25 protein-coding genes and 2 rRNA genes are annotated in these 26,368 nt (G+C 43.3%); 12 read left to right on the forward strand and 15 right to left on the reverse strand.

The features are described 5' to 3' along the window. Positions 1-355: ribosomal RNA gene (locus B5X68_RS24625) — 23S ribosomal RNA — on the forward strand; the annotation flags it as partial. Between the two features lie 141 nt (positions 356-496). Then, a 5S ribosomal RNA gene (gene rrf / locus B5X68_RS24630) occupies positions 497-608 on the forward strand. 5 nt (positions 609-613) lie between these two features. Here the strand turns inward: rrf and B5X68_RS28700 are convergent. Beyond that, positions 614-838: a hypothetical protein gene (locus B5X68_RS28700; protein WP_141110374.1), complete on the reverse strand. Its 225-nt coding sequence runs from the start codon at positions 836-838 to the stop codon at positions 614-616. A gap of 408 nt (positions 839-1,246) precedes the next feature. On the opposite strand from B5X68_RS28700, the gene B5X68_RS24635 reads away from it, so the two are divergent. Continuing rightward, on the forward strand, positions 1,247-1,765 hold the full coding sequence (locus B5X68_RS24635; RefSeq protein ID WP_082217440.1) for a hypothetical protein: 519 nt from the start codon (positions 1,247-1,249) through the stop codon (positions 1,763-1,765). A gap of 80 nt (positions 1,766-1,845) precedes the next feature. On the opposite strand, the gene dxs is transcribed toward B5X68_RS24635, so the two are convergent. From dxs to mutL, 4 genes are all read right to left on the reverse strand, one after another. Continuing rightward, positions 1,846-3,792, reverse strand: coding sequence for a 1-deoxy-D-xylulose-5-phosphate synthase (gene dxs / locus B5X68_RS24640; RefSeq protein WP_082217441.1), 1,947 nt, complete (start codon positions 3,790-3,792; stop codon positions 1,846-1,848). Positions 3,793-3,868: 76 nt separating this feature from the next. After that, positions 3,869-4,786, reverse strand: a complete 918-nt coding sequence (locus B5X68_RS24645; protein ID WP_082217442.1) for a rhomboid family intramembrane serine protease — start codon at positions 4,784-4,786, stop codon at positions 3,869-3,871. A gap of 3 nt (positions 4,787-4,789) precedes the next feature. Next, on the reverse strand, positions 4,790-5,575 hold the full coding sequence (locus B5X68_RS24650; protein ID WP_082217443.1) for a rhomboid family intramembrane serine protease: 786 nt from the start codon (positions 5,573-5,575) through the stop codon (positions 4,790-4,792). 9 nt (positions 5,576-5,584) lie between these two features. Continuing rightward, entirely contained in the window at positions 5,585-7,471 is a 1,887-nt protein-coding gene (gene mutL, locus B5X68_RS24655) for a DNA mismatch repair endonuclease MutL (RefSeq protein WP_082217444.1), read from the reverse strand. Positions 7,472-7,711: 240 nt separating this feature from the next. On the opposite strand from mutL, the gene B5X68_RS29010 reads away from it, so the two are divergent. Further along, positions 7,712-7,876 (forward strand): hypothetical protein, encoded by a 165-nt coding sequence (locus tag B5X68_RS29010; RefSeq protein ID WP_169720018.1) that lies wholly within the window; start codon positions 7,712-7,714, stop codon positions 7,874-7,876. A gap of 69 nt (positions 7,877-7,945) precedes the next feature. On the opposite strand, the gene nagB is transcribed toward B5X68_RS29010, so the two are convergent. Continuing rightward, complete coding sequence (gene nagB / locus B5X68_RS24660) at positions 7,946-9,886, reverse strand: glucosamine-6-phosphate deaminase (RefSeq protein ID WP_141110413.1); 1,941 nt, start codon at positions 9,884-9,886, stop codon at positions 7,946-7,948. Between the two features lie 316 nt (positions 9,887-10,202). Here nagB and glyA point away from each other — a divergent pair, with 316 nt between their 5' ends. The 5 genes from glyA (at position 10,203) to serS (ending at position 15,656) form a co-directional block, all read left to right on the forward strand. Further along, positions 10,203-11,507, forward strand: a complete 1,305-nt coding sequence (gene glyA / locus B5X68_RS24665) for a serine hydroxymethyltransferase (protein WP_082217446.1) — start codon at positions 10,203-10,205, stop codon at positions 11,505-11,507. A gap of 133 nt (positions 11,508-11,640) precedes the next feature. Then, a complete protein-coding gene (locus tag B5X68_RS24670) occupies positions 11,641-12,342 on the forward strand; it encodes a tetratricopeptide repeat protein (RefSeq protein WP_082217447.1) in 702 nt (233 codons plus the stop codon). A 102-nt stretch (positions 12,343-12,444) separates the two neighbouring features. Further along, positions 12,445-12,960 carry a 6,7-dimethyl-8-ribityllumazine synthase gene (gene ribH / locus B5X68_RS24675; protein WP_082217448.1) on the forward strand — a complete coding sequence of 172 codons (516 nt, stop codon included), beginning with the start codon at positions 12,445-12,447 and terminating at the stop codon, positions 12,958-12,960. Between the two features lie 43 nt (positions 12,961-13,003). Continuing rightward, positions 13,004-14,362, forward strand: coding sequence for an aspartate kinase (locus B5X68_RS24680; protein WP_082217449.1), 1,359 nt, complete (start codon positions 13,004-13,006; stop codon positions 14,360-14,362). Position 14,363: 1 nt separating this feature from the next. Further along, positions 14,364-15,656: a serine--tRNA ligase gene (gene serS, locus B5X68_RS24685; protein WP_082217450.1), complete on the forward strand. Its 1,293-nt coding sequence runs from the start codon at positions 14,364-14,366 to the stop codon at positions 15,654-15,656. A 74-nt stretch (positions 15,657-15,730) separates the two neighbouring features. Here the strand turns inward: serS and B5X68_RS24690 are convergent, their stop codons facing one another. After that, a complete protein-coding gene (locus tag B5X68_RS24690; RefSeq protein WP_082217451.1) occupies positions 15,731-16,987 on the reverse strand; it encodes a hypothetical protein in 1,257 nt (418 codons plus the stop codon). After that, positions 16,984-18,252, reverse strand: a complete 1,269-nt coding sequence (locus B5X68_RS24695; RefSeq protein WP_082217452.1) for a hypothetical protein — start codon at positions 18,250-18,252, stop codon at positions 16,984-16,986. Before B5X68_RS24695 ends, B5X68_RS24690 begins: the two co-directional genes overlap by 4 nt. 81 nt (positions 18,253-18,333) lie before the next feature. On the opposite strand from B5X68_RS24695, the gene B5X68_RS24700 reads away from it, so the two are divergent. Both B5X68_RS24700 and B5X68_RS24705 read left to right on the forward strand, forming a co-directional pair. Then, positions 18,334-19,473, forward strand: coding sequence for an acyl-CoA dehydrogenase (locus B5X68_RS24700; RefSeq protein ID WP_082217577.1), 1,140 nt, complete (start codon positions 18,334-18,336; stop codon positions 19,471-19,473). 172 nt (positions 19,474-19,645) lie between these two features. Then, positions 19,646-20,575, forward strand: a complete 930-nt coding sequence (locus B5X68_RS24705; RefSeq protein WP_082217453.1) for a helix-turn-helix domain-containing protein — start codon at positions 19,646-19,648, stop codon at positions 20,573-20,575. Between the two features lie 64 nt (positions 20,576-20,639). Here the strand turns inward: B5X68_RS24705 and B5X68_RS24710 are convergent, their stop codons facing one another. Further along, positions 20,640-21,074: a nuclear transport factor 2 family protein gene (locus tag B5X68_RS24710; protein WP_082217454.1), complete on the reverse strand. Its 435-nt coding sequence runs from the start codon at positions 21,072-21,074 to the stop codon at positions 20,640-20,642. Positions 21,075-21,179: 105 nt separating this feature from the next. Between B5X68_RS24710 and B5X68_RS24715 the strand changes: the two genes are divergently transcribed. After that, entirely contained in the window at positions 21,180-21,572 is a 393-nt protein-coding gene (locus tag B5X68_RS24715) for a hypothetical protein (RefSeq protein WP_229208556.1), read from the forward strand. Here B5X68_RS24715 and nadD read toward each other — a convergent pair whose 3' ends face one another. The 6 genes from nadD to B5X68_RS24750 form a co-directional block, all read right to left on the reverse strand. Beyond that, the gene (gene nadD / locus B5X68_RS24720; RefSeq protein ID WP_082217455.1) at positions 21,573-22,145 is read right to left on the reverse strand and encodes a nicotinate (nicotinamide) nucleotide adenylyltransferase; all 573 of its coding nucleotides are present in this window, start codon (positions 22,143-22,145) and stop codon (positions 21,573-21,575) included. Next, positions 22,142-22,708 carry a guanylate kinase gene (gmk, locus tag B5X68_RS24725; protein WP_082217456.1) on the reverse strand — a complete coding sequence of 189 codons (567 nt, stop codon included), beginning with the start codon at positions 22,706-22,708 and terminating at the stop codon, positions 22,142-22,144. The genes nadD and gmk overlap by 4 nt, the downstream gene beginning before the upstream one ends. Before the next feature lie 385 nt (positions 22,709-23,093). Then, a complete protein-coding gene (locus B5X68_RS24735; protein WP_026629637.1) occupies positions 23,094-23,681 on the reverse strand; it encodes a sigma-70 family RNA polymerase sigma factor in 588 nt (195 codons plus the stop codon). 234 nt (positions 23,682-23,915) lie between these two features. Further along, positions 23,916-24,419, reverse strand: coding sequence for a hypothetical protein (locus tag B5X68_RS24740; RefSeq protein WP_082217457.1), 504 nt, complete (start codon positions 24,417-24,419; stop codon positions 23,916-23,918). Continuing rightward, the gene (gene mreC / locus B5X68_RS24745; RefSeq protein WP_082217458.1) at positions 24,416-25,255 is read right to left on the reverse strand and encodes a rod shape-determining protein MreC; all 840 of its coding nucleotides are present in this window, start codon (positions 25,253-25,255) and stop codon (positions 24,416-24,418) included. Before mreC ends, B5X68_RS24740 begins: the two co-directional genes overlap by 4 nt. A gap of 34 nt (positions 25,256-25,289) precedes the next feature. Next, complete coding sequence (locus B5X68_RS24750; protein ID WP_019946014.1) at positions 25,290-26,315, reverse strand: rod shape-determining protein; 1,026 nt, start codon at positions 26,313-26,315, stop codon at positions 25,290-25,292. Positions 26,316-26,368: the final 53 nt, after the last annotated feature.

A 26,368-nucleotide genomic window follows, 5' to 3' on the forward strand; every position in this document is an offset into this window, starting at 1 on the left:
AGGTCCCAAGGGTTCGGCTGTTCGCCGATTAAAGTGGCACGCGAGCTGGGTTCAGAACGTCGTGAGACAGTTCGGTCCCTATCTGTGGTGGGCGTAGGAAGATTGACGGGGGCTGCCTTTAGTACGAGAGGACCGAGGTGGACCCACCGCTGGTGAACCGGTTGTCACGCCAGTGGCATGGCCGGGTAGCTATGTGGGGAATAGATAAGCGCTGAAAGCATCTAAGTGCGAAACTAGCCCGAAGATGAATCTTCCACATAAGGGTCGTTGTAGACTACGACGTTGATAGGCTGCAGGTGTACGTGTAGAAATACATTCAGCTGAGCAGTACTAATTACCCAAGAGCTTGCACATTAAAATCTTATCAATCTTGATCTCTTCTACTTCCAATATGACATTGATTATCAATGTTGAATGTAACAATGAGTGAATGAGTGAATAAAACATTCAGTCATTCGAAATTCAGTCATTCAAAATTGATTAACTCAAAGACCTTGTTGGTGACTATTGGCCTGGTGTTCACCTCTTCCCATCCCGAACAGAGAAGTTAAGCCCAGAACCGCCGATGATACTTGGATCAAACCTGGTAAAGTAGGTAGTCGCCACAATACCATTAAACCAAAAGCCTTACAGAAATGTAAGGCTTTTTTTGTGCCTGGTCTTCACCTCTTCCCATCCCGACTACGCGTCCCGGAACAGAGAAGTTAAGCCGGGCTGCGTAAGCGGGGCTACCTAAGCCGGGCTGCCCAAGCCGGGGGCGCCCAGCTTGAACGCAAGCCCGGCCAGAACCGCCGATGACACCGGGCCGCGTAGGCGGGCCGCGCAGTCTAGTCGCCACAATACTATTACAAAAGCCTTGCAGAAATGTGAGGCTTTTTTTGTTTAGGGTTGCATGAATGCGCGGGACACAAAAATTAGATCACTCCTTCTCTGCTGCGCCTGGATAGCACGGAGTAGCAGGCAGAGAAGGTCAACGCCGCTCATAAGAAAGAAAAAGTCAGCTTTAAACGTAAGCTTACGCATTAAGCGACTCATATGTTAGAACAAGTACAATAGCCTATTGTAATTATACATGAGCAAAGGATAACCACATGTAAATAAGATTCCGCTTTTAATGCTGTTTTGCTATGCGAGTCTTGTTAGATAACCAATAGTTAGATATCGATAGTATAGAATCCGTTTGCTTAATTAATTAAATTCCGGTAATTATTTATCATATTTTGCCGATCAAAGATCTCTAAAACAAATGGCTGAAATTATTTCTTTATTCGATTTAAGACTTTTCCAGATATCGCGGATCAAATGGGGATCGGCAGCTGCGTGGGATGAATCTTGTGATTCCTTGTTGAGGGAATATTATTCTCGGATACTGGAATGGTGGCCGCCTGAAAGACTTAGATTTCCGCCAAATGACCAGGTAATCCTAAAACAATTAAGTGCCGCAGTCGCTTTAAGCGATTCGATTTTAGATAGCTATACTCTGCATTCAGAGCTATTGAAAATTCGAAAGAATGGGATAAGATTAGAGCGGGCCACTGTTGACTTGCTGAAAGTAGTATTGAATTTTGCAATTGCTATTGATAACAAATCAATAGATGTAAGCTCAGATCCTGGCTTACCATTATTGGAATTATTCGAGAAAGGCTATCAAATTGGTTATACCGATGCAGGCATTGAAATACATTATCAAGAAGGCTGGAAAATATTGCCTGTACCTTTGCGCACAGAAGTTGTATTGTATATGATTGATGGTAAAGATGCCTAACATTCATTGTGCACCGCACAAATAACGAAAAAGGTGCTATACCGCACCTTCTTCGTATTACCATTCAAATATAATCTTATTCAATTAAGAACGACAATCTTGGCAGCGGATCTGGTGTCCAAAAGTTCTTCAACTGTCTTGATTATGCCTACCGTATCAACTCCACATTCGCGATAAAGCTCATTTGGCTCACCATGTTCGATAATGCTGTCAGGCACCCCAAGTCTTTTGACTATGGAAGAATAACCATTGTCAGCCATAAATTCAATCACAGCACTGCCAAATCCGCCCTGTAAGCAACCATCTTCGATGGTTAGGACTTTGCTATGGTTATTAAATACTTCGTGCAATAATGCCTCGTCTAATGGTTTTGCAAAGCGCATGTCATACAATGAAGCTGAAACGCTTTGAAGCTCCAATTGTTCGCAGGCTTTTAAAGCGTAATTTCCCAATGGGCCAAATGAAAGAATTGCGATATCCTCACCGTCTTTTAACTTTCTTCCTTTACCAATTACAATTTCCTCGAAAGGAGTATTCCAATTTGGCATTACTCCGGCTCCTCTTGGATAACGGATTGTGAATGCTTGTTTTCCCGATTGAAAAGATTCAAGTTGAGCGGTGTACATCAGGTTTCTTAGCTCCTGCTCATTCATTGGCGACGCAACCACCATATTAGGAATGCAACGCATAAATGCAATGTCATATAAGCCATGATGCGTAGGTCCATCCGCGCCAACCAGTCCCGCCCTGTCTAAACAAAAAATGACGGGAAGCTCCTGAATACAGACGTCATGGATCACCTGATCATATGCCCTTTGCATGAACGTTGAATAAATATTGCAATAAACAACTTCGCCCCTGGTTGCCATGCCAGCCGAGAATGTTACCGCATGCTGTTCAGCAATGCCCACATCAAAAGCTCTTTCGGGGATTAGATCCATCATAATGTTCAACGATGAACCGGAAGGCATTGCAGGTGTTACCCCAACGATTTTGGGATTCTGTTTTGCAAGCTCGACAATAGTGTTACCAAATACATCCTGATATTTTGGTGCCTGTGGTTGATCATAAACTTTGATCTTAATCTCACCCGTGATTTTATCAAACACTCCTGGCGAATGCCATTTAGTCTGGTCTTTTTCAGCGGGACCGTAACCTTTTCCTTTCACAGTGAGACAATGTAACAGCTTAGGTCCCGGAATGCTTTTCAAATCCTTTAAAACCTCTGTAAGATGGCTAATGTCATTGCCATCAATAGGTCCGAAATATCTTAAACCTAATGATTCAAAAAGATTGCTTTGACGAAGGATAGCGGTTTTCATAACCGTTTCCACTTTTGAAACGATTTCCTGAGCGCTTTTGCCGAAATTGCTCATTTTGCCAAGCAGATTCCAAACCTCGTCCCTGAACTTATTATATGTCTGTGAAGTCGTAATATCAGTCAAATACTCTTTAAGCGCGCCTACATTAGGATCGATTGCCATGCAATTATCATTCAAAATGATAAGCAAATTAGAATCGGTTGCTCCGGCGTGGTTCATTCCTTCGAATGCCATCCCAGCAGTCATAGCGCCGTCTCCAATAATCGCGATATGTTGTCTTTCAAAATTTTTCTCCAATGCCGATGCCACAGCCATTCCCAATGCGGAAGAAATGGATGTAGATGAATGGCCTACACCAAAAGCATCATAAATGCTTTCGCTGCGTCTTGGAAATCCCGAAAGTCCTCCGTAAGTACGATTGGAATGAAAGCTATCTCTTCTGCCCGTCAGAATTTTATGGCCATAAGCCTGGTGGCCTACATCCCAAACCAGCTGATCATCGGGCGTGTTAAAAACGTAATGAAGCGCAACGCTTAATTCGACTACGCCCAGGCTTGCACCGAAATGGCCGCCATAGACGGAAACATTATCAATGATAAACTGACGTAATTCGTTACAAACTTGTGGAAGCTGGGAACTGTCTAACTTTCGTAAGTCCTCAGGAGAGTCAATTTTAGCTAATAATTTCCCAGGTTTTATAAGCATATTCAGGCTTTTGAAATCAAAAAATTGCGGTAATTAAGCAGACAAAATTAAGCAAATAAGGACATTAACTCCGACTTTATTTTTGCTGACTTGCCTTGAACAGCTTTTGCTTTTCTTCTCTCGTCAAACTCTCGTAACCAGATTTAGAAATTTTGTCCAGTATAGAATCGATTTCTGTTTGATCTGGCATTTCGATCGTTCCCGACGACGATGTAGACGAATACACGCTTGTGCTTCTGTAAACCTGTCTCTCGCGGTAAGTAACCTGCATGGAAGGGCGTTTGCGGAATAATCTCGACCAGCCGTTCATGACGGCATAAATCGGCTTACCCAGGTCTGTCCCACTTTGCAACAATTTGATAAATACATACCCAATAAATGCGCCTCCCAAGTGCGCCAGATTACCTCCGGCATTAGGACCGACAGTCTGAGCAAGGGAAAGGATTATATAGAAAAGAGCGATAAATTTGATCCTGATCGGACCTAGAAAAATCAGATTGAATGTGTAGTTAGGGAGTAAAGTAGAAGCTCCTACCGCAACAGAAAACGCTGCTGCCGACGCACCAAGCATTCTGGAACCTTCTACATGAGCTTGAAAATAAGGCAACGCATTGTAAAGAACGATGTAAATCAATCCGCCGGCAATTCCGCCAAGCATATAGAGCGCTATAACGCGCTTTGCACCCAGATATTCATCAATTAGCTTTCCAAACCAATACAGAAACAGCATATTGAAAAGAATATGGAAAATATCATCATGCGTGAAAAAGTAAGAGATAAGTGTCCAGGGTTTGTACAAAAACTCATTGGTTGCAGCAGGAAGCTGCAAGGTGTTAATCACCGCGTAGTATACGTTTGAAGATTGAGAAAGCGTCAGAATAATCTTCAATAGCAGTAACGTCAAGAAAACTGCGGTATTAACAAGGATTATCTTTACAAGTGCATTCTCTGATTTGGCAAACTCCCTTTTTACGTCATCAACAATATTGCTCATCTCTCAATAGAAATTTGTTTTTTGCGTGTTCCAGTAACGCAACAATATATATGCAAATAGCATTCCTCCAATGTGCGCGAAATGCGCCACATTATCTGACTGAGCGTTCTGAAATCCTGCATATAATTCGTATAAACCGTAAAAAGCAACAAAATATTTAGCCTTAATCGGAAACGGAACAAAAAGGAGAAAAAGCTCAGTATTCGGAAACAATAAACCAAACGCCATTAGGATGCCGAAAATTGCTCCGGAAGCACCTACCAGTGGCGTATTGATCAAACTTTGATAATAAGAATTTACAAATTCTACACTTTGTTGAATGTAGCCAGAATTTGTCGGATTGCCTTCAAACTTGTTTAAAAAATCAAGGTTCGCTTCGTAAATTCTTTCCGCATGTTTACTCATGAAATCAACGAGTCCGTCGGGTGTCGGATTTTGAGTAAATATTTCAACAGCCTGCCTAACTTGACTGTTTTCAAAATAATCAATTCCCGAGAAAAGAATCCCTGCTCCTATGCCGGTAAAAAAGTAAAAAAACAGAAATTTTTTCGGCCCCCAGCCCCGTTCAAGCAATGGCCCAAACATAAATAAACCAAACATATTGCTGAACAAATGTCCAAAACTGCCATGCAGGAACATGTACGTTACAAACTGGAACGGGTAGAAAGCAGGTGAAAATACCGAACGAAGCGCAAAGACATTGGTGAGATTAAAAATGTAGGAATCAACTACAAAAAAGAGAATATTAAGAATTAGTAAGTTCTTGACGGTAGGGGTTATGGATAACATATTCTGTGTTTAAGCTTTAAATATACTGGTAAGTTTATCCATCGTAAGCAAAACAATGATCGCCTCGCCGCTGGGCGTCCTGTTTGGGTCCGTGGAAGCGAAAAGCTGATCAATTAATGTGTGAATTTCTACAAAAGAAAGCTTTACCGCATAACGGACAGAAAAACGCCTCGCAAGCGAGCGGGAAAGACTCTCAGGTTTATTTAGTTTAAGGTCGGAATAACTTTGTTTTAGTTGCTCAATTAGCTCTTCAAAAAGGTCCTGTTCGCTTTCTTCGGGCAGATCGGCCGGAATTCCGCGAATGATCAGTTCATTTGATCCAAACTCATCGAACTCAAATCCAAGACTCCTTATTTCCTTTTTGGTTTCATTCACAAGCTGCATATCCGAGTGCGTCAGCCTGATTGTTTTTGGAAAAAGGAGTTGCTGGCATGCGCCGTTCCTGTTCGTAAGCATTTTCCGATATCGCTCGTAAAGTATCCTTTCATAAGCCGCCTTCTGATCGATCAGCATAATGCCGTCTTTCACTTGGGAGAGAATGTATCGGTTATGGAGCTGAAAAAGGACCGCGTCGCTTTCCGGGGCAGAAATTACTTCCAATGCCATCCTGTTGACTTTACTGGCAATGGTTTTCGGCTGCTCCTGAAACGAAGGCCTGGAAACAGTGGTCGCGTTGGTCTCGAAAGCGGCCAGTTCCCGGTTCCGGTCTTCCGTATTTTGTAAGCCTTCGAAAAGTTTATTCCAATTGGTAAGGTTTGATCTCGACTGTCCTCCTTCGCTTTTTTTGGATTGCGCAGCCCAGTCCGGCATTACAGTTCTTGGGATCAGGTTATGGTTCTGATCCGACACTGTGGGATTTAAGAAGTTGATATTATCGTCAAAATCGATGGACTGCGAAAGGTTATAAACACCGACCGCCTTTTTCACGGCTGCCATTACAATAGCATAAACCGACCTTTCGTCATCAAACTTGATTTCTGTCTTGGTCGGATGAATGTTTATATCAATGTGGGAAGGGTCAATCTCAATAAAAAGCACATAAAACGGGTGACTTCCTTCTGGTATAGTGCCGTCAAATGCGCTGATCACTGCATGATGCATATAACTGTGCTTGATATAGCGATCATTGACAAAGAAAAACTGCTCGCCGCGGGTCTTTCTCGCAAACTCGGGCTTTCCAATGTATCCACGCACACTAATATAAGATGTATCTTCCTGACAGAAAGCCAGTTGCTCCCGGTAACTCTTGCCGTAAATGTCAACAATTCTCTTAACCAGCTTGCCCGATTGCAGGTTGAAAACTTCGGTATCATTATGGTGCAATGTGAAAGCAACCTGAGGATGCGCCAGTGCGACCCTTTGAAACTCATCCAGAACGTGACGCATTTCAACAGAATTGGATTTCAAAAAATTTCTCCGGGCAGGAACATTAAAAAACAGGTTCTTAACCGAAAGGTTTGTCCCTTTCAAACACGCAACAGCTTCTTGCGCTTTGATTTCTGAACCATCTATCCGGATCATGGTGCCGAGTTCGTCAAATTCCTGGCGCGTCCTGAGCTCAACCTGCGCAATAGCGGCAATAGAAGCAAGTGCTTCTCCGCGGAAACCCATTGTACGGATCCTGAAAAGATCCTCTGACTGGCGGATCTTTGAAGTAGCATGCCTTTCAAAACTCATCCGGGCATCCGTTTCAGACATTCCCGAACCGTCATCGATAATCTGAATGAGTGTTCTGCCCGCCTCTTTCAAAATAACCTGAACATGGTTCGCCTTCGCATCAATGGCATTTTCCATAAGCTCTTTTACCACTGATGCGGGTCGCTGAACAACCTCGCCGGCGGCAATTTGATTGGCTATGGAATCTGGTAATAATTGTATGATGTCGGAAGACGGCATGTCGGATTTTTGATTTATTTAACTATAACAAATAAACAAAAATTTTTTTAGAGCGGGGTCAATTTTGGCGGGTAGCAACCTGTCGGCGTTTGCTTTTACTTAAAATCTCAATAGAATAATTACATTATATATAAAAATTTTCTACATTATGAGAACGTTTTTTGTGAATTACTTTGTTGAGATTAAATAAAAACGCTAACTTGGGATATTAAACTCCTATGTTAATAACCTGAACCTGATATGAAAACGCCAATTTCAAAACGATTTAATTTTACGATGGCATTGCAATGGCTCATATTTTTGCCAATAATTTTGCCGCTCTGCATAATCTTTGGCGCTATTGAAGGCGTTGTTAAAATGGTTGAGAAAATGGCTCAGAGGATGTGGATGGATATGGAACTATAACTACAAAAGCGATATAAAAGTAAAAGCCCGGTGTTCGCACATCGGGCTTTTACTTTTATTACTAAAACCTTAGAATTTCCATCTTACAAAAGCTTCCATCGCTTCGTATTCAGCTAATCCAAGCTCGTCATACAAGTGGGCCGTTGCGCGGTTGCGCTCCTCAGCCCGCTGCCAGAATTCCCTCGAATCTTCTCCCTGGAACACAACGCCGTCCTTTTGAGACTGGTGTTTGAAAATCCCCTGACGTTTTTTCAAAACCTGATCCGGGCTCATCGGCACTGCCATCTCAATTTCGTAAATATCCCACTCAGCCCATGCACCGCGGTATAACCATACCCAGCAGTCCTTCATGAAGTTTTTGTGTTTCGAACGCTGTAATGCTGCTTCAATGGCATCCCAGCACACCTTATGCGTTCCGTGCGGATCTGCAAAATCACCAGCCGCGTAAATCTGATGTGGTTTTATTTCTTCAATCAGATTTTCAACGATTTTAATATCTTCTTCCCCGATCGGCTTTTTTTGAACGGTTCCGGTTTCGTAAAAAGGCATGTTCAGGAAGTGCGCCTGGCTGGTAGGAATGCCCACAAACCGGCAAGTTGCCTTCGCCTCACCCTGACGCAGCAATCCTTTTACTTTCCTGATTTCAGGCGTATCAATTTCACTGTCTTTGGTATGTTTCAAAAACTCTTTCGCATCCAGGAACAACTGGTTTGCCTCAGGGCTGTCGATGCCAAAACCTTTGTTGAAGTCAACAACGAAGTCGATAAAACGCAATGCTTCGTCATCAGCAACGGCAATGTTACCGGAAGTCTGGTAAGCCACATGCACTTCATGTCCCTGATCCACCAATCGCTGGAATGTTCCACCCATGGAGATAATGTCATCATCTGGGTGCGGGCTGAAAATCAATACGCGTTTTTTGGAAGGCTGTGCCCTTTCAGGACGGTGCGTATCATCTGCATTCGGTTTTCCTCCCGGCCATCCTGTAATCGTATGTTGTAATTGATTAAATACATTGATGTTGATCTCATAGCCGGAACCATATTGCGCCAGCAAGTCGCTCATACCATTGTCATTGTAATCCTTATCTGTCAGTTTAAGGATAGGCTTGTTCAGCGAGCTCGACAAATGGCTGATCGCTTTTTTGATCATTTTATTATCCCAAACTACCGAATCAACCGCCCAAGGCGTCTTAATTCGGGTAAGCTCAGAAGCAGCACTTTCATCCACAACGAACGAAACGTCCGGATGCGCCTGTAAATAAGAAGCAGGGTTCAGTTCAGTAACCGGCCCTTCCACAGCACCGCGGATAACCGAAGCTTTTCTTTCTCCCCAAGCCAGGAGCACAATGCGGCGCGCGTTCAAGATAGGCGCAACACCTAATGTTATGGCTTTACGAGGCACATTATGTAGTCCGCCAAACTCCATCCCGGCCGCAACACGCGTAGAATGATCGAGTGTGATGAGCCTTGTACGGGAGTTGATCAGCGATCCTGGTTCGTTAAAACCAATGTGACCATTTCCCCCAATCCCCAAAAGCTGGAAATCCAGGCCGCCCACTGCGTTTATTTTATTTTCGTAGGATGTGCAGTAGTCGCGCAGTAATGCAGGAGGAACGGTGCCGTCAGGGAGGAAATAATTCTCCTTAGCAATATCCACATGGTCGAACAACTGCTCTTTCATAAACCGGTGATAGCTGTAAATCGAATCCGGCTCCATTTGGTAATACTCATCCAGGTTGAATGAAATTACATTTTTGAAACTCAAAGCTTCCTCCTTATGCATGCGCACAAGAATCGCATAAACCGTTTTTGGTGAAGATCCAGTCGCTAAGCCCAACACACATTTCTTACCCTCTTTCTGCTTTTGGCGGATCAAATCGGCGATTTCCCTTGCAACCGCATTGGAAGCTTCCTTGGAATCGGCGAAAATTTGAGTTGGTATTTTTTCGTAAGTGATTGGCTGGCCAATCGTTCCGGGCGTACCTTTCCCGTTGTTGGAAGCTTGCATCAAAATTGTTTGTGGATTCACCGTTTGCTGGCTCATATTGCTGCTTGAATTGTTTTATAAGAGTTTATGAATAGTTCAGGGGTAGGATAACATCGACAAAAATACAACTCAAAACGAATATTATTAAAAAAATTTAAAAATAACTTTCATCAAAAATATACTCGTATTAAACGAATTTGGGCCACTTAGCCGATTTCGCCTTACCCCTTCTCAACCAATTAGGAGAAAGTGCGCTCGATTTTTTCATTCCAAAATAATTGATTGTATTTTTGTATCTCAATCTACAAAACATCACACCATTTTCCCTATACTATCCATGTCTACTCTCACAAGCGTTGAACGTGATACCACCATTTTTGATCTGATTAATAGAGAAAAACACCGTCAGGAGTCTGGCATTGAACTGATCGCGTCCGAAAATTTCACGTCCAGACAGGTTATGGAGGCGGCTGGAAGCGTGTTGACAAATAAATATGCAGAAGGATTGCCAGGTAAGCGTTACTATGGCGGCTGTGAAGTTGTAGATGAAATAGAACAAATTGCAATCGACCGTTTGAAAGAGCTTTTCGGAGCAACCTGGGCAAACGTTCAACCACATTCTGGTGCACAGGCCAATACTGCTGTATTCTTGGCTTGCCTAAATCCTGGCGATAAAATTATGGGTTTCAATCTGGCGCATGGTGGTCACTTGACACACGGTTCGCCGGTTAACATTTCAGGAAAATATTTTCAGCCTATATTTTACGGAGTAGAAGCAGAAACAGGATTGATAGATTGGGATAAGGTTGAGGAAACGGCTGTCAGAGAGCGTCCGAAACTTTTGATCTGTGGTGCTTCGGCTTACAGCCGTGACTGGGATTACGAGCGTCTGCGCGCAATCGCTGACCAAGTTGGCGCATTGTTAATGGCTGACATTGCGCATCCCGCAGGCCTTATTGCCAAAGGGTTGCTGAATGATCCGTTCGATCATTGCCATATTGTAACGACTACAACGCATAAAACCCTTCGCGGGCCTCGCGGTGGTGTGATCATGATGCGTAACGATTTTGAAAATCCGTTTGGCATTAAAACACAAAAAGGTCAGCTGCGTACAATGTCGTCTCTTCTGGATTCAGGTGTGTTCCCTGGAACACAGGGTGGGCCATTGGAGCACATTATTGCTGCCAAAGCGATTGCATTTGGTGAAGCATTGAGCGAAGGTTACTATAATTATGCAGTTCAGGTGAAAAAGAATGCGCAGGCAATGGCCAAAGCATTTGTAGATAAAGGTTATGGCATTATTTCGGGAGGAACGGATAACCATTTGATGCTCATCGACCTTCGTACAAAAAATGGTCAGAATCCAGGCTTAACTGGTAAATTGGCAGAAAATACATTAATTAAGGCAGACATTACGATCAATAAGAACATGGTGCCTTTTGATGACAAATCGCCCATGATCACTTCGGGGATCCGTGTTGGAACCGCTGCTGTTACTACTCGCGGAATGGTGGAATCTGATATGGAACGTATTGTGGATTTCATTGATACTGTGCTTGTTAACCATGATCAGGACGCAAAGATCGCAGGGGTTAAAGCTGAGATCAACAACTGGATGAAGCAATATCCTTTATATATCTGATATTAAGTTTTGCAAATAGCGGCAGCGCATCGGTTATCCGGTGCGCTGTTTTTTTTGTTTATTCCGGTATTTTTTAGCAATAAAATTTCGTTTACTTTTCATAACTTTGCACTCCAAAATCGAATTAATTGATATGAGCAAGAAAAACACGGACGAATCCGGGCTTGAAATTATTGAAACTCCGGAAGCATTAGCTGGCCAGATCAATAAAGCGGAGGTTTTTTTTATTAAGAATCGCAAGATAGTATTGGGTATAGGAGGCGCAATTATTCTAGCAGTAGCCGCTTTTGCCGGATATCGCTTTTACATTGACGGGCAAGAGGGAACCGCCCAGGATGCACTTGCAAGTGTCGTTTACGATTTTGAAGCTGATTCATTACAGAAAGCATTAAACGGAAGCGGCGGTAACGAAGGACTGTTATCCATTGCGGATTCATATAAAGGTACAGACGCTAGCAATCTGGCAAACTTTTACGCCGGCGTTGCATTATTGAAGCAGGGAAAATATGATGATGCGATCAGCCATCTGCAATCATTCAATTCGTCCGATCTTTTGATCCACGCACGGGCACAATCTTTGATCGGCGACGCATATCTCGAAAAAAACCAACCTGCTGAGGCAATTTCTTTTTACAAAAAGGCTGCGGATTATGAGAAAAACGAGTACTTCACGCCAGTTTACTTAATGAAATTAGCTATCGCACAAGAAAAAGCAAACCAACCTGCTGACGCAGTTTCCACATATAAACGTGTTATCGACGAGTTTCCTCTTTCCTCGGAAGTGGTAAACGCGAAGAAATACATGGGTGTTTTAGAGGGACAGGTCGGCAAATAATGGTTAACCATTACTGTTTCTGAAAAGGATAAAGCCGACAAAGGTTTTATCCTTTTTTATTGCCTAATCAATCATTTGTATCCAATAATCCTCTGATCAATTATGTCAAGTGCTGATAAAAATTTAAGTGTTTTCAATACGGAAGGTTTGCCGGACATCAGTTCAAAAAAGTTTGGGATCCTGGTAGCCGAATGGAATAGTGAAGTCACAGAAAAACTTTTCGAAGGAGCTTACCAAACATTACTAACCTATGGCGCTGACCCTGAGAACATTGAAAGAGGAAATGTACCAGGCAGTTTTGAGCTGACATTAGGCGCACAATGGTTTGCCGAACGACGCGACATTGATGCAGTAATCGCATTAGGCGTGGTAATTCAAGGTGAAACCAAGCATAATGATTATATAAATCACGCTGTGGCACAAGGTGTTACCAATGTAAGTTTAAAAACGGGCAAACCCGTAATCTTCGGTGTGCTTACGCCCAACACGATGGAACAAGCACTGGACCGAGCAGGTGGCGTTCACGGAAACAAAGGTGACGAAGCCGCGATGACCGCCATTAAAATGCTGGGTCTATGGCACCAAATCGCCGTAGCCCAAACCGGATCATCATTTTAACATTGACTCACTCATTCAAAATTCATTCATTCACTCATTCAATATGCAAGTCTGGAAATTTGGCGGGACTTCGGTGGGAAAACCGGAACGCATGCATTCAATCCGCGAACTTCTTAACGGCGATCCTAATCGCAAAATCGTTGTTTTGTCCGCGCTATCTGGCTCAACTAACGCGCTCATTGCTATCGGCGAAGCTGCAAAAGCTTACGATGATGCAAAGGCGAATTCGCTTACAGAAGATTTGAAAGCACATTATATGCTCTTTATTAAGGAGTTATATGCTACCACAGAAGGATTTGAGGAGGGTAAGAACATTGTTGACACCGAATTTGGCTTTATCAAATCGCTGATTGGTATTAAGCCTTTTACGATTAAGCAGGAGAAGGAATTGGTTGCCGAGGGAGAAATCCTAAGCACCAAAATGTTTCAGGCATATCTGGAAGAGAAAGGCGAAAGCTCTGTGTTGCTTCCCGCACTCGATTTCATGCGGATTGATGCAGACGGAGAGCCCGAGCTTGCAACGATTGAAGACAAGTTGGTTACGATTTTGAACCAATATACAGACAAGCAAACGATCATTACGCAGGGTTTCATTTGCAGAAATCCACGCGAAGAGGTTGACAACTTAAAAAGAGGTGGATCAGATTATACAGCTTCGCTAATCGGTGGTGCTATTCGTGCGGATGAAATCCAGATATGGACAGACATTGACGGAATGCATAACAACGACCCGCGTATTGTAAAAAGAACTTTTCCGATTCGTGAGCTGACATTTGAAGAGGCAGCAGAACTTGCGTATTTCGGTGCCAAAATTTTGCACCCGAGCACGATCACGCCAGCCAAACTTCGTGGCGTGCCTGTAAGATTAAAAAACACAATGCAACCCGAAGCTCCGGGCACATTGATCGCGAACCAGACTTCGGACCGCGATATCAAAGCGATCGCCGCAAAGGACAACATTACCGCGATTTACATACATTCAACCCGTATGCTGAATGCTTACGGCTTCCTTCGTAGGGTGTTTGAAATTTTTGAAAAATATAAAACACCGGTCGATATGATCACAACTTCCGAGGTCTCGGTTTCTGTGACGATTGACAACTCCGAGAACTTGGAACAGATCAGTGCCGAGTTGCGTGAATTTGCTGATTTGGAAGAGCATGACCGTGATCAGAACATCATTTGCATCGTGGGGAATTTCAGTGCTGATAAAGAAGGAATTGCATTAAAAGTCCTTGATGCGATGAAAAATATCCCTATACGAATGATTTCGTATGGTGCATCAGAACATAACTTATCGCTGCTCATTCATTCAAAATATAAGGCTGAGGCATTGAATGTGCTGAATGAGCGCCTGTTTTATTACGAAGATGCAATGAAAGACATTTTTACAGCTCCATAATATGTTACAAACGAATTTTATCCGCGAGAACAGAGATTTTACAATCGCCGGATTGACAAAGAAGCATTTCAAGGATGCAGCGGAAGTTGTAGATCAGATTATTGAGCTTGACAAGAAGCGCAGACAGTTACAACAAGACCTGGACGAAACCTTAGCCGAATCTAATGCGAAAGCCAGGGAAATTGGTGGATTAATGAAAGCCGGAGCGACAGCAGAAGCTGAGGCGGCCAAAGCGGAAACGGCCGTGTTAAAAGAGCGTTCTAAATCACTTGATGAGGCACACAAGGACATTGAAGCCAAACTTCTTCAAGAGCTCGTTAAGCTACCTAATTTGCCGCATGAAAGCGTTCCGGAAGGAAGGACGGCAGAGGATAATGTAAATGTGCTGGAATCCGGAGAAAAACCCGTTTTGCCAAAAGGCGCTTTGCCTCATTGGGAATTGATTGAAAGGCTTGGTAAAAACCAGGCACCTATCATTGATTTCAAATTGGGTAATAAGATTTCCGGTGCTGGATTTCCAGTTTATAAAGGAAAAGCAGCCAGGCTTCAAAGGGCCATGATCGCGTTTTTCCTGGACGAAGCGGGAAAAGCGGGTTATACTGAGGTGCAGCCTCCGATCGTCGTCAATGCTGATTCCGGGTTTGCTACGGGGCAGTTGCCAGACAAAGAAGGCCAAATGTATCACGACGCGCAGGACGACCTTTATTTGATTCCAACTGCGGAAGTCCCGGTTACCAATTTGTATCGGGATGTCATTGTTGCTGAAAGCGAATTGCCCGTAAAGAATGTGGCCTATACACCATGTTTCAGACGCGAGGCAGGCAGCTGGGGTGCACACGTGCGCGGGCTGAACAGGTTGCACCAGTTTGATAAAGTGGAAATTGTGCAGATCAACAAGGCCGAGGACTCTTACAAGGCTTTGGATGAAATGGTCGAACACGTGAAAAGCCTGCTTGGAAAACTGGAACTTCCTTACCGCATTCTACGCCTTTGCGGAGGTGATATGGGCTTTACATCGGCCCTGACTTACGATTTCGAAGTCTGGTCAGCAGGGCAAGAGCGCTGGCTGGAATGCAGCTCGGTTTCGAATTTTGAAACTTACCAAGCGAATAGATTGAAATTGAGATACAAAACAGCGGATAAGAAAACGCAGTTGCTGCATACATTGAACGGCTCAGCGCTTGCTTTGCCTCGCATTGTGGCAGCATTGCTGGAAAACAATCAGCAAGCGGATGGAACCGTTAAAGTGCCAGCAGTGCTGGTTCCTTATTGTGGATTTGATACAATAGAATAAGGGATACAGGTCTCTTAAAATACAAAATGCCCTCGCTACGAACGAGGGCATTTTTTTATGATTTCGATCGAATTTTATGATTTGGAATACAATGTTGCATCCTTTTTCGGAAACGCCAGCCAAATGAAGTAGCCTGTCAATATCACAATTGAAACTTGCATGGCATAATCCACAAACAATTCGAGCGAAGCAAATGTATCAAACGGCGTCATATAACAAGGCATTCCAAGTCGCCACCAGTAGGAAGGATGAATTACGCACAACACATTAAATATCAACAGCAATGTGACCTGAACATTGTTTTTCCAGTCAATTACATAAAACACAAGAGGGATCAGGAACAGGAAAATATAATTGCTGTATGCGCTTTGCTGCACGATCATCATGGTGGCGTAAAGGACAATCCATACACGGGACAACATGACCCTGTAATCGGCTTTTTGAAGCCTTAATGCTGCCAAGCAAGCCAGTCCCACAGAGATTACCAGTCCAATCCAGTTCCAGAACTTTTCACCCACGCCTATGTGGTTGAAAAACCAGGGATTAATGATGGACGGAATGTTTGGCGCCCGCAAAGTTTTAGCCTCATCAAGCGGTTGTGTGAATTCCCAGCCGACCAATGGATAAAGGACCGCAAGCGAAATAATGCCCACAATAACCATTGGAATCACCAACCTTAATTTATGTTTTTCGAGTAGGAATAAAGGCACAAGAATCAAAATGAAAATGGCTTTGGTCATCAGCAATCCCAGCGCCAAAATCAAGGCATACCATTCAACACGCAATGTCCGCTCGCGCACGAGATAGGCCAGGATCACAAAAAGCCACATCCAAACGTCTTCCTGCGCACCAACAATGCAGAGAACCAATCCGCCCGGCAAAAGAAAATACAGCAGTGCCTTGAAAAGGAATATTCCCCGGGATTGAAATGGGCGAAAGAAATGATAAGACAGCCATAATGCAACGCCATCCATGATCGCCATGGTGAGGACGATCATTTTGGGATTATACCAGAGCTTCAAAAATGCGCCTAAAAAATATGGGTAAAGCGGAGAATAGGGCGACCAGAAATCGCGGTAGACAACCTGTCCCAGCGAAGCCTTGCTGCCTTCATCCCAAAAACCGTTAACGTCAGATGTAGGTTCTAAACCGGCTAGTAAGTAAATCAGAACAAAAGGAGCGAGCCGAAATAATGCCCAGCCTATGGCCAACAACGCATTAACAGGCTTATTTTCAAGCCAGGTCGTTAATGTCTCCTTTTTGAAAAGAACAATTCCAGCAAGTAAGATACAAATCAGGCTGATGCCCAGTTTTGCCAGGACTATGCTCATGCAGTTGTCAGTTTTTCAGAAACCACTTTGCGGTAAGTTTCTCGCAAGATCCAGAAAAAGCAAAGCACATTGAGGATTTGCAGGCAATATTCGAACAAGTAGGAAAGGTTACTGAACATTCCCAGTGAAGTATAAGCGGGTTGTTTGATATAAACCCAAACAAATGGCTGCACGACTGTAAGCCAGTTTACCGCTAATAAGATAATGACATGAAATGTTTTGCGCACATCAATAATTTCGAAAAGAACAGCCATTAAATAGGCAATCAGATAAGCACCCATAGCACTCGCCTGGAAGATCATCATACACACAAAACAAGCAATGAAAATGCCCGGGAGCACTTCATTAATGTGCTTATGCCGCGCTTTGTAAGCCATAAATGCAGGCACAAAAACCGTGAATAACAATCCGATCCAGTTTATTAATGTTGACTTCTTTTCATTAACCGTAAAAAAAAGCTCGACGAACGGCCTGGTGATCGAGAATAAATTAGGTGTCATCAGTTGCTCGGTGTGCTGAATGGGCATTAAGAACAGATCGCCTATTTGCCAATAAAGGAAGCCAACCGCAGGCAATCCAACCGCAGCCATGACCAAAAGCATTTTGACTGGTTTCTTAACAACGACGAGAAGCGCAGGTAATAGGAAAATAAAGGTTACCTTAATGGTGAGAAGCGCCAGCGCATACAGCAGCCCGATCCCCACTTCATAATTAACAGGTTTTTTAAGCGTAAAGCGCCAAATGATCAGTGCAGCGCCCCAAAACCAGACTTCTTCTTGTCCGTCTACCAGAATGTACATAAATCCCGCAGGAAGCATGTAATAAATGACGGCAAGTTGCAATGCGTTGGTTATCCGGGTTTTATATGTGCTGTAAGTAAGCCAGAGAATAAAGCTCTCCATCAAAACCATAAATAAGACGATGGCACGGGAATTGTGCCAGATCCACACCGGAAGACTAATGATATAAGCATATAGCGGCGCATGGTAGGACCAAAAGTCGCGATACACAAAGCCGCCACGCTTCGCCGCTTCTGCCTTATAAAAAAAGAATGGAATATCTCCTCTTGGATCCTCATTAACGATCAGAAAAATGCCTATCCAGGGAATAAGTCTAAGCAAAACAAAAGCAAGCCCTAAAACCAGTTTTTCGTTCTCTTTCTGCCATTTAGCGAAGAGTCCGGATTTACTGATCGTCCAGATTATCCCAAACGTCAGCAAAAGATTGATAAGGAGTTTTGTATAAAAAACAGTAAGAACGGGCATTTTTTGCAGCAAATTTGAGCGCAAACTTAAGACAACTTTTTAAACAATCATATCATGCCACATCGTGCGCAATTATTCGGAATGGATTTTAATCTCAGCGAAGAGCACCTTGCTGTACAGGAAGCCGCCAGTGATTTTGCTCAAAATCATTTATTACCAGGCGTTCTCGAAAGAGATAACGAACAGAAATTTGACAAGGAGCTCCTGCGTCAAATGGGTGAACTTGGCTTTCTGGGCATGATGGTTTCCCCGGAATACGGCGGCGGAGGCATGGACACGCTTTCGTATGTGATCGCAATGGAAGAAATTTCGAAAATTGATGCATCAGCCGGTGTGATCATGTCTGTGAACAATTCCCTGGTTTGCTGGGGACTTGAATGTTTCGGAACGGAGGAACAAAAACAGAAGTATCTGACAAAGCTTGCATCGGGAGAAATGATAGGAGCGTTTTGCTTATCCGAGCCGGAAGCGGGATCAGATGCAACTTCACAACATACAACGGCGGAGGATAAGGGGGACTATTATTTACTAAACGGGACCAAAAACTGGATTACAAGCGGAGAAACATCCAATGTTTGCCTGGTAATGGCGCAAACAAATCCTGAGTTGAAGCATAAGGGGATCAATGTCTTCATTGTCGAAAAGGGATTGGACGGTTTTGTGGTGGGTAAAAAAGAAGATAAAATGGGCATTCGCGCTTCTGACACGCATACGCTTATGTTTACGGATGTGAAGGTTCCCAGGGAAAACCGGATTGGTGAAGAAGGTTTTGGCTTCAAATTTGCGATGAGCACATTGAATGGTGGCCGGATTGGTATAGCAGCGCAGGCGCTTGGCATTGCGGCTGGCGCATTTGAAATTTCCCTGAAATATTCAAAAGAAAGGCAAACTTTTGGCAAACCCATCAGCGAGCACCAGGCCATTCAGTTTAAATTGTCTGAAATGGCAACAAAAGTGGAAGCCGCACGCTTACTTGTTTACAAAGCAGCCCGGCTCAAAGACGAGGGGAAGGATTACATTCAGGCATCGGCGATGGCAAAACTATACGCGTCTGAAACGGCCATGTGGGTGACAACAGAGGCCGTTCAGATTCATGGCGGTTATGGCTATGTAAAAGAATATCATGTAGAGCGCCTGATGCGCGACGCAAAAATCACTCAGATTTATGAGGGTACCTCTGAAATACAAAAACTTGTAATTGCCAGGGAGTTACTAAAATAATCTGATTTCTGGCATCCTAGCCGATTTATTCTAAATCTTGGATTTAAATGATACAGAAATATCACTTTTTTTCATTTTTTTGTCAATATATACTTGTATTAGTTTTGTACAATTTATTAGATTTGTACAAAATTTGAAACAACGGTCAAAAGGACCCTTAAATATATCAAGTATGGAAGACTATAATAAGATTATTGAGTCGCTGGGGGTAAAGTTTGTGAAAGCTCGTCACATCAGAATTTTGCAACCAATTACCATCAAAAACTTTTACGACGTTCAGAATTCGCTGACGATTTTATACGACGGTGAAGTTTCTTTTGGTTCAGAAGAATCTCAGAAAGTTGAAGAAGGTGATATGCTGTTCATTCCTGGTGGGAAGCATGCAACTGTGACATATGGTAATGGACAAACTGCCAAGACCGTATCGAATGAGGAGTTCATGACCAACCGTGATAATTATATTGAAGCAGGCCATGATCCGGCATTGATCGGAAAATTGCCGAATTCATTTGGTTTGATCTCTTTTGAAGCCAAAGTTTTTGATACAGTTAACTTTTTCACTTCTCTGGACGTTCCGCCGTTCCTGATCAAGAGAGATGACCAGATCGCAATCACGATCAATCAGATCCTGACAGAAGATATGCTGGATACACCTGGAAAAGGCCGTATTATTAAGATTAAGACGGAAGAGGTTGTTATCGAGATCATACGTTACATCCTGAAAAATAAATTGTTTGTTGAGCAACTTGTAACAAACAGCACTTATTTCAAAGATCCCCGTTTGATCGATATTTTCGCTTACATTAAGGATAACTTGGGCGGAGATCTTTCCAATAAGGTTTTGGCGAATGTTGCGAACGTATCCGAAGATTACGTTGGACAATATTTCAAAATGCTTACGGGTATCAACCCACAGGATTATATCGAGTATCAGCGTATGGAAAAAGCCGTTGATTTGCTTCGCACATCCAAGAAAAGCATCCGCGCCATCGGTTCGGACGTGGGTTACAAAGACACAGCCTATTTCTGCCGTCGCTTCAAAATGATGTTCGGAATTCCAGCCGGTAAAATGCGCCGCCGTGAATCGTTGATGAACGTATAGTATTTATAGATTTGATATGCAGGAGAAAGAGAACCAGCCGGTTCTCTTTTTTTATGCGCTGACTTTATTGCACCGGTGTAAACTGCGCGGCAGCCACTTTCCACTTGCCTCCCGACTTCACGCAGACAAACATATAGGAAAGCTCACCCTGGAAGCCGTTGTTCTCAATGCGCGCCCGTACGTTCCACAAACCATTTACAAGAACCACATCTCCATATGTGCGCGTACGCGCTGCGGAAAGCATTCCCGAATCGACGACGATAAAACCTTGTGAAACGGCTTGTAGTAATGCACGGCCCTCTATGGGCTGTCCTTGCAATCCTACCACGCTAAAATCGTCTGAAATGAGGCCCTCTAATGCTGTCGCATCTTCTTCCAGTAAAGCTTTGAAAAACAGATTGGAGCAGTCCAAACCATCCATTGGCTGTACATTCGTCATTTGGGCATTGGTAACGATTGAAAAGGCCAGTCCCAGGATTATCAATGCTAATGTTTTCATGCAGCTGCGTGTATGGCGTCAGCGTTAAAAGTATCAAAACAAATTCACGTCCTGAAATTATATGAGTAGATTCGTCTTTGTTTTGGAATAAATAATGAAAGTTCAATGAAGAAGTTGCTTCTTAAAGGCTCGATTGCAGCAATGCTTTTCTGTTTTTTCGCTTGCTCCACGCCTCCCGATAAACTAGGGAATCTGGACCTCGTAAAATGGCGCGGAGACAGGGGCGGGTGTAATGATGTACGTGCAGGGCTTGAAAAAGATTTCAGATCAATAGAGAAGCAATTAAAGGGCAAGTTCGCGGACGATATAGGCGATTTGCTGGGCCGGCCGGACATTCATCAGCTGGGAGAAAGAAACCAGAAATACTACGTTTACTTTTTGTCAAAAGGAGAGCAATGCTCGGACATTAAGTCAAAATCAAACGCCCCGAAAGTCATTTTGAAATTTAACGCTGTCGGGCTGCTCAGCGAAATAACGTATCAATCGCGGCCATTATAATCAGAGATAGAATTTCTTGATCTTAATGAGCTGTTCAACAGGCTCGGGCACAAGATAACGGATGGATTTACCTTTTTGTAAACAAGACCTGATGTAAGTGGCAGAAATGTCCAGCAAAGGCGCTTCAACAAATTTTACGGCCGGATGGTTAGCAAAAGAGTGCGGTTTTGAATTCGGGCGTGGATATACGTAAAGACCGGTATATTCCAATATTTTATCGTGGTTTTTCCAATTAGGGAATTGTGCCAAATTGTCTTCTCCCATGATCAGCCTGAATTCATGCTGCGGGAATTTCTCCTGCATTCTTACCAGCGTATCAATCGTGAAGCTGGGCTTGGGCATGTGAAATTCAATGTCTGTGGCTCTTAACACAGAATTGTCGGAAATGGCCCGCTGAACAAGGTCGTAGCGGTCAAACTCGTGCAGTAAGCTGTTATTTTTCTTGAATGGATTCTGAGGGCTCACCACGAACCAGACTTGTTCCAGATCCGTGGATGTAGCCATGGTGTTGGCAATTATAAGATGCCCGACGTGGATGGGGTTGAATGATCCGAAAAAGAGCCCGATTTTCATTGAATAAAATCCAGAACCAACGCTTCCGCTTTTTTAAGTGTTTCGTCAAGATCATCATTAACGAGCACAACGTCAAACTTATCTTCAAAACTAAGTTCATAACGGACTTTTCCAAGCCGGGTCTCCAGCGATTTCTCGGTCTCCGTTCCCCGTTCGCTGAGGCGCCGGATGATCTCGGCTTCGGAAGAAACCTTTACAAAAACGGCCAAAGCACTTTCTCGGTAAATCTCTTTTAATTTGAGCCCGCCTTTTACGTCCACATCAAACAGAACCTGTTTTCCTTCGTTCCAAAGCCGCTCTATTTCCGTTTTGAATGTTCCGTAATAGTTTCCTGCATAAACCTCTTCCCATTCTGCAAACTCATTTTTGGCAATGCGTTCCCGGAACTCTTTTTTGGGAATGAAGTAGTAATCCTTCCCGTCCACTTCATGGTCACGCCGTTCCCTTGTAGAAGCGGAAACTGAGAATGCCAGAAGGTTGGGATATTTTTTAAGAAGATGCCTTACTATTGTAGTTTTTCCAGAACCGGAAGGTGCAGAAAATATGATAAGCTTACCTTTCACACGAACAGCATTAACTGTTTATTTTTGAAATAATTGTCTTTAAAATGCTTTCAGGGCACGGCTTTTTTTCGATCTTAAAATTCAGCGAATCTTTGATGCATTTTTCCAGTCTGTACGACTCGATACAAGGTAAACATTTGTCCATGTTTTCACGAAAATGGTCCTTCTCGGCGTCGGTTGCTTCGTCATCAAGAATGGCTTGAATTACCTTCATGCATTCTGCGTGATGCTCGCATTTCTGCTTCATGGGTTGTTTTTGCGCTTCTTCAGTTACTGAAGGCGTTGTAGGGGATGCATTCATTATTAAAATGAAAAATAAAGAATAATGGAATATATGTACAGTTGTACCCTATAACCGAAGAGGTTGCAAAAAAAGTTTCACAACCTATGAATCATATCCCATCGAACTTGCGTAACTCTTTAATTTTTCTTTCAATAAGTTACGCGCACGGTGTAATCTGGATCTCACAGTGCCTATCGGAATGTCGAGAATCTTGGCCATTTCTTCATAAGTGAACCCTTCAATATCGCAAAGAATGATTACTGTCCGAAAGTCCACTGGCAATGCATTTAGTGCATTTGCAACCTCATCTCCAATTAATTCCTGAACTGCATCAGCCCGAAGATCGACCGTGTAAGTTGTATCAGAAGCTTCCTCAGAATTGTAGGTAGTTTCAACTTCCTGATAATCTACTTTCGAAGGCTCCTTACTTTTCTTGCGGTAATCATTTATAAAACTATTCTTAAGAATCCGGAAAAGCCATGCTTTTGCATTGGTCCCCTGTTCAAAAGAGGAGATAAAACGGAAAGCTTTTAAGTATGTATCCTGGACCAGGTCATTTGCGTCGTCTTCGTCCATGGTAAGGCGAAAGGCGAAGTTATACATGGAGTCAATGTGTGGCATGAACTCACGGTTAAAAACTTCATAACGAAGGTCATCCGTGTATTCATTAGTCGTGAGCGTTTCTGACATGGCAACTAACATAGGAATGCTGAATTTACAAAGATTAACAACAGCTCCAAATCGTACAAATTAAAATTTGATGAATGGCTTATCGAAGCTACTTAATAGCCATATTTTCACGATAAAAATTAAATCAACCCGGAACCGCTTCCTAAAATATTCCAAATTGAATTGCCTCCTGCCGTATTTAATGTATCAACATCAAATTTCGAGCCACACGACTTTCGTGTCAAAATGTCATATTTAACGTTTGGAAAAAAGTTCCAGGAGGATAATAAGAAGGGTAGTGAACAGCGCGCTTGCACCAATGCGGATGAGCGTGTAAAGGATCATTCCAAAATGGTTTATCTCCATAAGGAATAGCATGGAATGATGCAATAAAATAAGCGGAAACACATAGCCAAGGAACGCGCCAAGCCCTTGCGCCCGAATCCCCACCTCAGCTCTTTCGGCTCCTCTTGACTTCATTTGATAATGGATCAGGAAAGGCCGGAGATAAGCGATCAGGACAGTAGCCGAAGCGTGCATCCCAAAAGTGTTGGAAAATACGTCCACAGTGAACCCAATGCCAAAAGCGATCAACAACAAATACATTCTGTCAATGTCAGCGGGGAGTAACAGGACGCCGGCAATGTAGATGAAACAGAAGGCATAATTAAACAATACGACATTCCGCATGAAGAAGATCTGCAGGAACAGATACAGCAGGATCATCAGGGAATATTGTATGGCTTCTCGTAAACTCATTTAGTATTTATCGTACGTAATTTAAGACTATCCTGCTCCCCAAGTTGTTGATTTTGTACCACATAAACGTAAGAAAGGTTTCGGAAATCGGTCGCCAGCCTCAATGTAATGTTGTAAAATGTCTGATTAGGATGCACTGTAACCGTTTCCACGCGGCCTACCATAATGCCGGGAGGAAAGACAGAGTTCTGGTCCGAAGTAACCGCGGAATCTCCTTTGAAGATCTTGGTATATTTCGAGACGTCAATCATATCAATGATATTCGGATCCTTTCCAGGCCATTTTGCATAACCAATTTCCTTGCTCCGCACCAGCTTTGAAGAAACCATAAATTGCGAATGCAGGATAGAGGTTACAACAGAATAGTTGTCGGAGCAAAAACGGACCTTACCAACAACCCCCGTTGCAGAAATAACGCCCATTCCAGGTTTGATCCCGTCCGAGGTTCCCTTATCGATCGTTAGCACATTATTGGTTTTATTCGTCTCATTGTCAACAACCTTGGCCACTGTAAATGTAAAGCGCGATGCAAACGACGAATCAGGCACATACCCAGCCGGCGAATCGACGGGTTTTTTCTGGGTTAATGCGGTTACTGTTGCACGGAGCCGGGCGTTTTCATTCGCTAATGCTGAGTTAACTTCATCCAGTTTGGTGTATTCTCTGGCAGAATTGGAGAAAGCTAATGTCTTGGCAACGTAATAGTTGGAGGTGTTGAAATAAGTTGCGCCCCAGTAAGAGTTACTGCGCACGATCAACCAGACACTGAGAACTTCCAGCAAGATAAATACCAAAAAGAAACGATTCCGGACAACGAAATCAACGAGTTGAAGCATGGGCTAAAATGTTCACATCGTGAACGATCCGATACTACGAAATCAGTACAGGTTTGTATAATTCAAGATTTTTAAGGACTTCACCTGTTCCTTTAACAACGGCCTTTAAAGGATCATCCGCAATGTGGACAGGAAGTTTGGTTTTTTGAGCAATGCGTCGGTCGAGCCCGTGAATAAGTGCCCCGCCGCCAGTGAGATAAATACCGTTTTTGAAAATATCCGCAGAAAGCTCAGGAGGAGAAATTTCAAGTGCCTTCATGACACCTTCCTCGATTTTGGAAATAGATTTATCAAGGGAATAAGCGATTTCACTATAAGTAACGCGTATTTCTTTCGGAATCCCTGTCATAAGGTCACGTCCGCGGATCTGATAATCATCCAATGGAATTTCCAGTTCGGGAGAAGCAGAGCCAATGGCCATTTTGATCAACTCAGCAGAACGTTCACCGATCAGCAAATTGTGCTCACGACGCATATAGTCTACAATGTCCCTGGTAAATACGTCGCCCGCAATCCTTACAGACTGCTCACAAACGATACCTGACAACGCTATAACAGCGATTTCGGTCGTTCCGCCGCCGATATCAACGATCATCACACCATTAGGCTGTGTAATGTCGATCCCGATGCCAATCGCAGCTGCAATAGGTTCGTGCACCATGTACACTTCCTTTGCGCCTGCATGCTCGCAGGAGTCCTTAACTGCGCGTTTTTCAACCTCTGTAATCCCCGAAGGAATGCAAACCACCATGCGGTGGGAAGGTGTAAAGAAGCGGCTGCCGGTATCAATCATCTTGATCATACCACGGATCATCATTTCGGCAGCAGTAAAGTCAGCAATTACACCATCTTTAAGTGGGCGGATCGTTTTGATATTCTCGTTGGTCTTCTCGTGCATTTGCATAGCTGTGTGCCCGATGGCTAAAACTTTGCCTGTGGTTTTGTCCATGGCAATGATCGAAGGCTCGTCAACAACTACTGTATCTTTATGGATGATGAGGGTATTTGCAGTACCTAAATCGATCGCTATATCGCTAGTCAAAAAATCAAACAATCCCATATATTTTTTTAAAATTTTCGCTCACTTTGATTTCAGGATGGCAAAATTACAGA

Source organism: Dyadobacter psychrophilus, assembly GCF_900167945.1.
Classification (GTDB): Bacteria; Bacteroidota; Bacteroidia; order Cytophagales; family Spirosomataceae; genus Dyadobacter; species Dyadobacter psychrophilus.

Coding starts and splice junctions, on each gene's coding strand:
- B5X68_RS24750 (WP_019946014.1), bottom strand. CDS start 26,315: ATGGGATTGTTTGATTTTTTGACTAGCGATATAGCGATCGATTTAGGT.
- B5X68_RS24705 (WP_082217453.1), top strand. CDS start 19,646: ATGGAAGACTATAATAAGATTATTGAGTCGCTGGGGGTAAAGTTTGTG.
- B5X68_RS24715 (WP_229208556.1), top strand. CDS start 21,180: ATGAAGAAGTTGCTTCTTAAAGGCTCGATTGCAGCAATGCTTTTCTGT.
- ribH (WP_082217448.1), top strand. CDS start 12,445: ATGTCAAGTGCTGATAAAAATTTAAGTGTTTTCAATACGGAAGGTTTG.
- nadD (WP_082217455.1), bottom strand. CDS start 22,145: ATGAAAATCGGGCTCTTTTTCGGATCATTCAACCCCATCCACGTCGGG.
- B5X68_RS24690 (WP_082217451.1), bottom strand. CDS start 16,987: ATGAGCATAGTCCTGGCAAAACTGGGCATCAGCCTGATTTGTATCTTA.
- mreC (WP_082217458.1), bottom strand. CDS start 25,255: ATGCTTCAACTCGTTGATTTCGTTGTCCGGAATCGTTTCTTTTTGGTA.
- B5X68_RS24680 (WP_082217449.1), top strand. CDS start 13,004: ATGCAAGTCTGGAAATTTGGCGGGACTTCGGTGGGAAAACCGGAACGC.
- dxs (WP_082217441.1), bottom strand. CDS start 3,792: ATGCTTATAAAACCTGGGAAATTATTAGCTAAAATTGACTCTCCTGAG.
- B5X68_RS24700 (WP_082217577.1), top strand. CDS start 18,334: ATGGATTTTAATCTCAGCGAAGAGCACCTTGCTGTACAGGAAGCCGCC.
- mutL (WP_082217444.1), bottom strand. CDS start 7,471: ATGCCGTCTTCCGACATCATACAATTATTACCAGATTCCATAGCCAAT.
- B5X68_RS24635 (WP_082217440.1), top strand. CDS start 1,247: ATGGCTGAAATTATTTCTTTATTCGATTTAAGACTTTTCCAGATATCG.
- B5X68_RS24645 (WP_082217442.1), bottom strand. CDS start 4,786: ATGAGCAATATTGTTGATGACGTAAAAAGGGAGTTTGCCAAATCAGAG.
- B5X68_RS24710 (WP_082217454.1), bottom strand. CDS start 21,074: ATGAAAACATTAGCATTGATAATCCTGGGACTGGCCTTTTCAATCGTT.
- B5X68_RS24670 (WP_082217447.1), top strand. CDS start 11,641: ATGAGCAAGAAAAACACGGACGAATCCGGGCTTGAAATTATTGAAACT.
- B5X68_RS24695 (WP_082217452.1), bottom strand. CDS start 18,252: ATGCCCGTTCTTACTGTTTTTTATACAAAACTCCTTATCAATCTTTTG.
- nagB (WP_141110413.1), bottom strand. CDS start 9,886: ATGCAAGCTTCCAACAACGGGAAAGGTACGCCCGGAACGATTGGCCAG.
- glyA (WP_082217446.1), top strand. CDS start 10,203: ATGTCTACTCTCACAAGCGTTGAACGTGATACCACCATTTTTGATCTG.
- B5X68_RS29010 (WP_169720018.1), top strand. CDS start 7,712: ATGAAAACGCCAATTTCAAAACGATTTAATTTTACGATGGCATTGCAA.
- B5X68_RS24650 (WP_082217443.1), bottom strand. CDS start 5,575: ATGTTATCCATAACCCCTACCGTCAAGAACTTACTAATTCTTAATATT.
- serS (WP_082217450.1), top strand. CDS start 14,364: ATGTTACAAACGAATTTTATCCGCGAGAACAGAGATTTTACAATCGCC.
- B5X68_RS24740 (WP_082217457.1), bottom strand. CDS start 24,419: ATGAGTTTACGAGAAGCCATACAATATTCCCTGATGATCCTGCTGTAT.
- B5X68_RS24735 (WP_026629637.1), bottom strand. CDS start 23,681: ATGTCAGAAACGCTCACGACTAATGAATACACGGATGACCTTCGTTAT.